The organism is Bacillus sp. AFS002410, from assembly GCF_002556365.1.
Taxonomy (GTDB): Bacteria; Bacillota; Bacilli; order Bacillales; family Bacillaceae_G; genus Gottfriedia.
In genome coordinates, this window is sequence record NZ_NUEU01000106.1 from 24,544 (window position 1) to 34,801 (window position 10,258).

General features: G+C 33.3%; 10 protein-coding genes and 1 other annotated feature. Of the genes, 4 read left to right on the forward strand and 6 right to left on the reverse strand.

Annotated features, from left to right (window positions below; all coding sequences use genetic code 11):
- The first annotated feature begins 240 nt into the window (after positions 1-240).
- Together CN692_RS24885 and CN692_RS24890 are read left to right on the forward strand one after the other, a co-directional pair.
- Complete coding sequence (locus CN692_RS24885; RefSeq protein ID WP_098121820.1) at positions 241-2,001, forward strand: hypothetical protein; 1,761 nt, start codon at positions 241-243, stop codon at positions 1,999-2,001.
- 92 nt (positions 2,002-2,093) lie between these two features.
- The gene (locus CN692_RS24890) at positions 2,094-2,738 is read left to right on the forward strand and encodes a DUF2306 domain-containing protein (RefSeq protein ID WP_098121821.1); all 645 of its coding nucleotides are present in this window, start codon (positions 2,094-2,096) and stop codon (positions 2,736-2,738) included.
- Between the two features lie 32 nt (positions 2,739-2,770).
- Here the strand turns inward: CN692_RS24890 and CN692_RS24895 are convergent, their stop codons facing one another.
- Positions 2,771-4,060, reverse strand: a complete 1,290-nt coding sequence (locus CN692_RS24895) for a replication-associated recombination protein A (protein WP_098121822.1) — start codon at positions 4,058-4,060, stop codon at positions 2,771-2,773.
- 141 nt (positions 4,061-4,201) lie between these two features.
- Between CN692_RS24895 and CN692_RS24900 the strand changes: the two genes are divergently transcribed.
- Together CN692_RS24900 and CN692_RS24905 are read left to right on the forward strand one after the other, a co-directional pair.
- Positions 4,202-4,627: a Myb-like DNA-binding domain-containing protein gene (locus tag CN692_RS24900; protein WP_098121823.1), complete on the forward strand. Its 426-nt coding sequence runs from the start codon at positions 4,202-4,204 to the stop codon at positions 4,625-4,627.
- 98 nt (positions 4,628-4,725) lie between these two features.
- On the forward strand, positions 4,726-4,944 hold the full coding sequence (locus tag CN692_RS24905; protein WP_098121824.1) for a hypothetical protein: 219 nt from the start codon (positions 4,726-4,728) through the stop codon (positions 4,942-4,944).
- A gap of 104 nt (positions 4,945-5,048) precedes the next feature.
- Here CN692_RS24905 and CN692_RS24910 read toward each other — a convergent pair whose 3' ends face one another.
- From CN692_RS24910 to CN692_RS26430, 5 genes are all read right to left on the reverse strand, one after another.
- Complete coding sequence (locus tag CN692_RS24910) at positions 5,049-5,297, reverse strand: hypothetical protein (RefSeq protein ID WP_098121825.1); 249 nt, start codon at positions 5,295-5,297, stop codon at positions 5,049-5,051.
- A 92-nt stretch (positions 5,298-5,389) separates the two neighbouring features.
- Positions 5,390-6,157, reverse strand: coding sequence for a tRNA threonylcarbamoyladenosine dehydratase (locus tag CN692_RS24915; RefSeq protein WP_098121826.1), 768 nt, complete (start codon positions 6,155-6,157; stop codon positions 5,390-5,392).
- A 164-nt stretch (positions 6,158-6,321) separates the two neighbouring features.
- Positions 6,322-8,091, reverse strand: a complete 1,770-nt coding sequence (gene aspS / locus CN692_RS24920; RefSeq protein WP_098121827.1) for an aspartate--tRNA ligase — start codon at positions 8,089-8,091, stop codon at positions 6,322-6,324.
- 19 nt (positions 8,092-8,110) lie between these two features.
- The gene (gene hisS, locus CN692_RS24925) at positions 8,111-9,376 is read right to left on the reverse strand and encodes a histidine--tRNA ligase (protein WP_098121828.1); all 1,266 of its coding nucleotides are present in this window, start codon (positions 9,374-9,376) and stop codon (positions 8,111-8,113) included.
- A gap of 69 nt (positions 9,377-9,445) precedes the next feature.
- Positions 9,446-9,673: a binding site (T-box leader), on the reverse strand.
- A gap of 71 nt (positions 9,674-9,744) precedes the next feature.
- Complete coding sequence (locus CN692_RS26430) at positions 9,745-9,918, reverse strand: hypothetical protein (protein WP_098121829.1); 174 nt, start codon at positions 9,916-9,918, stop codon at positions 9,745-9,747.
- Positions 9,919-10,258 lie beyond the last annotated feature (340 nt).

A 10,258-nucleotide genomic window follows, 5' to 3' on the forward strand; every position in this document is an offset into this window, starting at 1 on the left:
AATGATCGCTAGGATTGGACAAGTTCTATATTAAAGTATGAACAGCTTGTACTTATTATTATAAAAGCTTGAAAAAAAATTATCAAAACAATCTTGTAAAAATTATCCAATTGTTACAAAAAACAAGTTAATAGTCCTGCAATAATATTTGAACTAATAAACTATAAGTCTAATTAACTATTTCCCAATAACCTTATTATGATATATTTGAATTACAAAGCTGCTATAGGAGGTTATAAGTTGGCTGTACAAAGAAAATTCAAGACCATCGTAAAACAACTACACCATCAAGATTTATATCAGCGGGCAAAAGGAATAGACCAACTTAGGAAGTCTTTAGGTTCTGGTGCTTCGATCGAATCTTTAATTTATTTATTAGAGGAAGCCGGCGGAAACTTCCCAAAATCAAAAGAGGATTGGGATGATGGAAGCTATCATCTAGTTGGATTTTGTTCAGAGTTCGAAATACAAGAATTGATCATTCCAATCGAACAGAATTTTGAGGCATACAGTGAACGAGCAAAACTTCAATCACTTTATTTATTAATAAATCTTAAATCAGACTTAGCTAGAGATGTTTATATACGACTAATCGATAAATATGTTTTACAATTTTCACTAGAAATTGATGTACAGTTCATTTTTGAAGAGACAAATTGGACTCCTCATTTAGTAAAAAAATTACTACATTTAATTGAAAATACCGAAACTGCTATATCGATACTCCATTTAATTCTATTGTGTCATAGAAATTCAATATCTCTTTCTTTTACATCTGAGGATGCCGATTATGTAAAAGAACAAATTAAACACTATTACAAGTTTAAACGCGATTCATATTTAAATTATGATAACGATTATGACTTAAAATACGTTTACCAAGCTTGGAAGGAATCCTACTTATTTGTTCGTACTGAAATGGGTATTTGTCTTCAATTAATGCAATTTTATTATGATGATTTTATGCATGGCTATTTAGAAGAGGCAATTGATTTTAAAGACCCGTATTTAAAAGTTGATGCCGTTATCTCATTAATGGAGCAAAACGTTCAAATTGAAAAAGAAATACTCGACTATTGTGCTCACAATATTGAATCTGCCATTTGGTTTTATACAAAGCTTAATGAAGGGTCAAAAAATAAGATGTATTCGTTTACCGAAGAGCATCAATATAGTTTTGTAAAAAACAGATTGTTTCTTTATTTGATTTCTCATGAGGATTTTGGGATCATCCCTGATGATATTGAAGTCGTTAAACGATTTGATACTGCAAACTATTATGAAGAAGAAGTAACTTTTTATTTAACTAGATTTCGTAGTAACCAAGAAAATTGGGACGAAAAAGATTGGATGGCAGCATATGTAGGAGCCTATATTACTGAACAAATCCCAAGTCCTAGATTTATTGATGAAACAATTACAGCGTTTACGAGTTGGGACAAATATACGCTGGATGAACATAAAGAACAACTTGAATTACTAAATAAAACCGAAAACGATAAATTAGGTCAAGAAGTCATATTAGAATCAAAGCCAAGCTGGCACTTTGGCACATACTTCTTAGGTTTTTTAACAGCCATTCGTACAGGTACTGCTTTCGGAAATCACGATCCATTTTATTTTTTATTACTATCTGTACTATGGATTGTTTTCTTGTTTAAATTGTATGCAACAATCCAGCTACGAAAAGGGTCAAAAGTGATTTTAACAACTAGACAATTAACCTTTAAAAAAGGAAATGAAATAAAGTCAATCGAGCTCCACAAAATAAATCGGATGAAAATCGAGCTCCGAAAATGGGGTAAAAATGAAGGGAAAATGGCAGCTTATCAAAGAAAAGTAAATTATATTGTCTTCTATGATAAGGAAGACATAGAAATTCTTTCTATTCCTTCAACTTTTATTAAACCAGAACTACTTTTCTTTGAAATAAAATTATTAACAAATCATTTAGTTGAAACTCCAATTGTTGAAGTTTTTGAAAATGATGTCAGTGCTTAAAGCCGAGAAAAAAATCTCGGCTTTTTTTATTCATGCTCGGTTCATATTACGGTGTTATGATGATGCTAGATTTTATAATGGAGGCAGATTTGATGTATTCAAAAAAAACTTGGTGGATTTTATTTATTCTCTCTCTTTGTGTCATGATTCCATTTATAGTTCCTTATTTTTTATTTAATCCAGAAAATAGTCGTATTCAAATATCTTCTACTTCAATACAGTACCCTGCTCTAATAGCACATATCTTTTTTGCGTTGATAGCTCTAATTACTGGTTTCTTACAGTTTGTTAAAAGTATTCGAAATCGTAATCCGCAAATTCACAGGACGATTGGAAAAGTTTATTTTATAAGTGTTTACATAAGCGGACTTTTAGCGTTGATTGTCATTTTTTATGTTGAAGACTTTACTCGGGCAACGTCTTTTCTTGCTTTAACATTACTTTGGATCTTTACTACATTTCAAGGTGTGTATAGCATTAAGAAGAAAAATTATATTGATCACAAAATCTGGATGATTCGAAGTATGGGGATTACTTTAGTTGCAGTTAGTGCTAGAATTTTAGTACCTATTTTATTTTTAGCTTACTTCTTGCTGAATGGAATGCATATACCTGGTGGAAGAGAGAAAATGGTCGAAGTAGCCTTAAACGTGAATATATGGGTAGGCTTATTACTTAATTTTATCATTATTGAGTGGATCATTTTAAAGAAACATAATAAAAGGAAGCTCGATTAAGCGAATACACTCGCTTAAATCGAGCTTCCTTTTTATTTTCGATCCTTCTTGAATTGCTGTAGTTTTTCAAATATAGCCCCATAACGTTTTTCGTTACCAGCATCTTTAGGTTTATAGTAAATTTGATTAACGAGTCGGTCTGGAAGATATTGTTGATTTACCCATCCACCAAAATTACCTAATGGATGATCATGTGGATAAATATAGCCAATTCCATGCCCCATATCTTTTGCTCCACCATAATGACTATCCTTTAAATGTGCCGGAATATCATCATGTAGCCCACTTCTTACATCACTTAATGCGCGATCAATTGATGTAACACTTGAATTAGATTTCGATGATAAACAAAGTTCAATTACCGCATTTGAGAGTATAATTCTCGCTTCAGGAAAACCAACTTGTTTTGCTGCTTCACAAGCTAGTACAACCTTCCATGGATCACCAGCTAATCCGATATCTTCATATGCAATAACTAATAGTCTACGGATAATACTAGTTATATCACCCGCTTCAATCAACCTTGCTAAATAATATAGCGCCCCATTCACGTCACTTCCACGAATACTTTTTTGAAATCCAGATAATGTATCGTAGTGAAAGTCTCCATTTTTATCATGATTAAATCCTTTCGATCGAAGGAATTCATCAATGATTTCATCTTGTACTACAATTGTACCGTCTGATTCTTTTGGTGAACCATAAACAATTGATTCTAATATATTTAAGGATGATCTTGCATCCCCATTCACTCCATGAGCTATTTTTAATATTTGTTCCTCAGAAATTTGAATTTGTAAATTCCCTAATCCTCGATTTTCATCTCTTAAGGCCTTATCTAATAGTTTATAAATATGCTTTGGCAAGAGAGGCTCTAATTTTAATATATGGTTACAGCGACTTCTAATCGCACTGTTAACATCGTGGTATGGATTCTCAGTTGTCGCACCAATTAAAGTAATAAATCCACTTTCTACATACGATAATAAATAATCCTGCTGTAGCTTCGACCACCGATGTATTTCATCAGCAAAAAGAATGATCTCACCGAACATTTTTGCTTCATGTACGATATCCTCAAGTTCCTTTTTCCCAGAAGTAGTAGCATTTACAGTGACAAATCGTTTATCAACTGTACCAGCAATAGCATGGGCAAATGAAGTCTTGCCAATTCCTGGTTCTCCATGTATTAACATTGAAGGCACTCGCCCATTATGTATTAATCGATATAACGCTGATTCTTTTCCGATTATTTTTTCTTGACCGATCAATTCATCAATTGTCCTAGGTCTCATACGGTATGCTAGAGGTTCATGACTCATTTTTCACCCTCCTTTTAACAAACTCTTTTTTCTATTGTAAATGAATTGGAAACATTTTTCATCTGCACTAGAAAATATTTCTCATTACTAAACAAATTAATTGGTGATGATAATAATAGATGAATTCAAGAAGGTGAAAAAATGAATATTCCTAAATCTAAATGGTCCATAGAGGATGAAAATACATTAATTGAACTAGTAAACAATTATGAAAGCAAAGGTAAATCGAAGCAAGAAGCATTTGAAATGGTCGCAAATATTGTCAATCGGACAAAAGCCGCATGTGCGTCTAGATACCGAAAACTATCAACAAATCAAAGCACTGAATTAGAGGAGAAAAACCAAATCATCGAAACACCTATAAATAATCATTCATTAAATTTAGATATAGTCATTCAATTCTTAACGAATTTACAACCAAATACCCAAATCATTGAACAAAATTTCATTTTAAAAGAAAAGGTCATGAAAATAAAAAAAGAAAATGAGGAATTGTACAAGAAAATAATCAATTTAAAAATGCTGATCCAAAAGAAACAAGAAGTATTGATCAATTTAGCTGATTAATTTAGACAAAATACTGTAATACATTTACCGTATTTTCTAACTTGTACTATTGTATAATTAATTAATAAATCGAATGCAGTAGTAAGGAGTATAATAAAATGAATTGGAAAAAAGGCGGTTTATGGATTATTATATTTTTTATTATTAAAGGTACATTCTCTACACTTTTGATTGTAACTGGTGCAAAATATTTTAACTTATCAACAATTCAAATATTCCTAATTGTTATTTCGCTTGTAGTGATTTCTTTAATTGGTCGTAGATTTGTTCGCAGGCATAAAAGTACAAATAAAAATGAAAAAGACATAAATATGTAACAGCTTTAAGAAAATTACACAGATTCTTTTTGAGCATCACAAAACAGCCGAAACAAAAGAAAGCGAGCAGTTTGAAACCCCCAATTTCTTGAGGGTTTCTTTTTTTACTTATTAGGTTTTCGCTTATTCATTTCAATTGATTCCATATCGTTAACAACACCGTCTTTGCCAACTTTACCTTTCTTCTTGACGACATTATCTTTCTTTTTATATAAAACATTTAACCGATTGGATAAATTATCTACATTATGCTGAGTTCGATCTTTTTCCATGTTGTTCGTACTACTACAGGCAGATAAAATTGTTAATGATAATCCGAAAGCACAACATACTTTCAATGTTCTATTCAACATCAAACACCTCCTACTTTAAGGTTAGTTTTTGCATTTATAAATAAAAAAACTGTAGGAAATTAATTCCTACAGTCTGACTACCACTAATTTTTTTATTCTTTACCTACACGTTTAATTTCAATATCTTTTATTAATTCACGTACAGCATGACTTGCCGCGATTAAGCCAGCAACTGAAGGGACAAATGCGTTTGAAGATGGTGGCATTTTTGCTTTACGAATTTTTGTATTTTCATCTGGTACGATTTCTTTACGTACATCTTCACGAATGACAATAGGGCTTTCATCTGAAAAGACAACTGTTACCCCTTTTTGAATACCTTCTTTGCGCAGCTTTGTTCGAATAACCTTTGCAATCGGATCATGTGTTGTTTTAGAAATATCTGCAATTTTAAATCTTGTTGGATCCATCTTATTAGCAGCACCCATACTTGAAATAAGTGGAATTCCTCGACGGCGACACTCTTTAATTAAATGAATTTTATATGTAATCGTATCAGAAGCATCAATTACATAATCTAATGGAATTTCGAAAAACTTTTCAAATGTTTCTTCTGTATAAAACATTCTATGTGTTATGACATCGCATTCAGGATTGATTTCTAGAATACGTTGTTTCATCATTTCTACTTTAGGTTCTCCAACCGTTGATAATAAAGCATGAATTTGTCTATTCACGTTTGTTATATCGATTACATCTTTATCGACTAGTATTAAACGACCGACTCCAGAACGAGCTAAAGCCTCTGCAGAGAATGATCCAACTCCTCCAATACCTAAAATAGCAACCGTACTGTTTTGTAAACGCTCTAAACCTGCTTTACCAAAAGCAAGCTCATTACGAGAAAATTGGTGTAACATTTGTTCAACTCCCACTATCTTAATCAGATTACAATGATTTAAATATACATGATACAAGCTATTACCATCAAGCTTGAATTTTAGAAATAAAGAATTTTAATAATCTTTCAACAAGAAAAAGGAAAGGATTAAGAAAATAAATTCCTTTCCCCTTCCTTTTTATTTTACTCTTCTACAGTTGTTTTTAACGCTAATTCTTCTAATTGTGCAGAAGAAACTGCGCTTGGTGCTTCTGTTAATAAGCAACTTGCTGACGCTGTTTTAGGGAATGCAATTGTATCACGTAAGTTTGTGCGACCTGCAAGTAACATGACAATACGGTCTAAACCTAACGCAATTCCGCCGTGTGGTGGAGTTCCATATTCAAATGCTTCCATTAAGAAACCAAATTGAGCTTGTGCTTCTTCTTCAGAGAATCCTAAGCATTTGAACATTTTTTCTTGTATGTCTCTTTCATAAATACGTACAGACCCACCACCAAGCTCGTAACCATTTAGAACTAAGTCATAAGCTTGTGCTTTTACACTACCAGGATCAGTATCTAATTTCGCAATATCTTCACGAACAGGTGATGTGAATGGATGGTGAGCAGCAAAATATCGGTTTAAATCTGCATCGTACTCAAGTAGAGGCCATTCAGTAACCCATAAGAAATTGAATTTCGATTGATCGATTAAATCTAAGTCTTTTCCTAGTTTTAAACGAAGTGCTCCTAAGCTGTTTGCAACTACTGAAGCATCTGATGCTACGAATAAAATCAAGTCACCAGCTTCAGCTTCTACAGCTAATTTTAATGTAGCAAACTCTTCGTCACTAAAGAATTTTGCGATTGGTCCTTTAAAACCATCTTCTTCAAGTTTTAACCAAGCAAGGCCTTTCGCTCCATAACGACCAGCATATTCTTGAAGACCATCGATGTCTTTACGAGAATACTTTGCTGCTTGACCTTTCACGTTTAAACATTTTACTTGGCCACCATTTTCAACAGCTGAAGTAAATACTTTAAATCCGCTTTCTTTTGCGAAAGAAGAAACATCGATTAGCTCTAATCCAAAACGAGTATCTGGTTTATCCGAACCATAACGATTCATCGCTTCATCATAGCTCATTCGAGGAAGTGGTGTAACTAATTCAACACCCTTTGTTTCCTTCATCATTTTAACCATCATTCTTTCAGTCATCTCCATAATTTCCTCTTGAGAAAGGAAGCTAGTTTCGATGTCTATTTGAGTAAATTCTGGTTGACGGTCAGCACGTAAATCTTCGTCACGGAAGCAACGAGCAATTTGAAAGTAACGCTCAAAACCTGAAACCATTAATAATTGTTTAAAGATTTGAGGTGATTGCGGTAATGCATAAAACTCACCTGGATGTACACGGCTAGGTACTAAATAGTCACGAGCTCCTTCAGGTGTACTCTTCGTTAAAATTGGCGTTTCAACTTCTAAGAAGTCTTCACCGTCTAAGAAATCACGAACTGATTTTGTAATTTTTGAACGTAATTTAAATGTGTCATACATAACCGGACGACGTAAATCTAAATAACGATATTTTAAACGAAGGTCTTCAGCAACATCTGATTTATTTTCAATCGCAAATGGAGGATTTTTAGCTTTGTTAATAATCTCAAGCTTTTCTGCAGAAACTTCAATTGCTCCTGTAGCAAGATTTGTATTAACTGTACCTTCACCACGAGATACTACTTGCCCTTGAACATGAAGAATAAATTCATTACGTGCCGTTTCCGCTAAAGCTAAAGCTTCACCTGAAGTTTCAGGATTAAAAACGATTTGTACAAGACCAGTACGGTCACGTAAATCAATGAAAATTAATCCACCTAAATCACGTCTTTTTTGTACCCATCCTTTAAGTGTTACACTTTGACCTATATGTGATTCTCTTAGTTCTCCACATAAATGCGTTCGTTGTTCCATTTTCAATTCCCCCACTTGATTATTTAGAGCTTACGTATTTTACAAAGAGGTCTAATGCGACTTCCTCTTGTACACCAGTTTCTTGGTCCTTTAAATTAATAACTCCTCGTGATAATTCATCTTCACCTAGAACTGCTACGAATTTTGATTTATAACGTTCAGCTGCTTTGAACTGAGCTTTTATTTTACGGTCTTGATAATCTTTTTCACAAACAAGACCAGCTTTACGTAATTGATATAAAATAGCTGTTGCTTCTTTTTTCACTTCGTCTCCAAGTCCAATTAGGAATACATCCATCTCTTGTTGAATTGGAAGGTCAATTTCTTCAGTTTCAAGAGCTAATAATAAACGCTCAATACTTAATGCAAAGCCAATGCCTGGAGTATTTGGACCACCGATTTCTTCAACTAAACCATTATAGCGACCACCGCCACTTAATGTTGAAATTGAACCGAATCCTTTACCTTCTAACATGATTTCAAATACCGTGTGATTATAGTAATCTAAACCACGCACTAAGTTTGCATCAATTTCAAATGGAATCTTCATAGCAGTTAAGTAAGATTGAACAGCTTCAAAGTACTTTACAGATTCTTCATTTAAATAATCTAAAATTGAAGGTGCTGTCTTCATTGAAGGATGATTATGATCCTTTTTACAATCTAAAACTCGTAATGGATTTGACTCTAAACGAGTATTACAGTCGCCACATAACTCATGTGCCACAGGTTTAAAATGATTCACAAGCGCTTCACGATGTGCTTTACGGCTTTCTAAATCCCCTAAACTATTAATAACTAACTTAACATTTTTCAATCCAAGTCCACGATATAAATCCATTGAAAGTGCTAATACTTCCGCATCGATTGAAGGATCATTACTACCTAAAGCTTCGATACCAAATTGTATGAATTGACGATAACGACCTGCTTGTGGACGCTCATAACGGAACATAGGACCAATGTAATACAATTTTGTAGGTTGGCTACTATTTCCGTACATTTTATGTTCAACATAAGAACGAGCAATTGATGCCGTTCCTTCTGGACGTAATGTTAATTGACGATCTCCACGATCCGTAAAAGTATACATTTCTTTTTGGACGATATCCGTTGTATCACCAACACCACGTAGGAATAACTCAGTATGCTCAAACATTGGCGTACGAATTTCACTATAGTTGTATCGATTACACAAATCTTTTGCAAATTTTTCAATATACTGCCACTTTTCAACAGTACCAGGTAAAATATCCTGAGTACCTCTTGGAATATTAATTGACATTGTAAATCCTCCTAAATAAAAACCTCTTTATAAATACAAAAAACTCCCGTGCCTACTGAAATAAATATCAGTAGGGACGAGAGTTATAAGCCCGTGGTGCCACCCTAATTGAAGAACAATAAATGTTCTCCCACTTTCATCGTTAACGCCGATTCACGTTTATCCTTACTAGAAATCGTTCAGAATAAAGCCTCGGGAGTGTCTTTCAAATAGTCTACTTGTGGAAATGCTCTCAGCCACGGCACTCCCTCTCTCTCCAAGAGATCCTATCCTACTTTTCTCCGTCTTTGGATTGTTATTATGTATCAATATGTTATTTTATATCTTACGTTCGGATACAATAAATGTCAAGGACAGTTAAAATTTTTTTACGAACGCTCTAGCTGTCTTTTCAAATCACGCACTTCTCTTAAAGTAAGGCCAAACTCACTCGCCATCTCTAGTGAATTAGTTTCTTGCCCCCTATTTTGAAACTCATGAAAATCCATATTCAAGACACCTTTTCTACCTGATCCTAGACTATTACGATTATTTATTCTCATGATGCAGTCTCCTTCCAAGTATGTTGTTATATAGGATGTCCAAATATTTATCGGATTAAACAATTAAAGTAGTTTCAGTTCTATCGGCTTACGAGAAAATGTGTAAAACTTTATAAAAATTGAGTATTTCTTAATATATCGTTTCAAAAATGAATCAAATAATTAGTATAATTGGATGAAATTAGTGGTTATTGCTGACTTATTTGCAGATTTGATGATTTTATTTGCAGTTTGGGTAATTTTATTTGCAGTTTTACTATTTTTATTTGCACTTTAGATCGTTTATTTGCAGTTTCACTGATTTTATTTGCAGTTTAGTCATTTTTATTTGCAGTTTCAC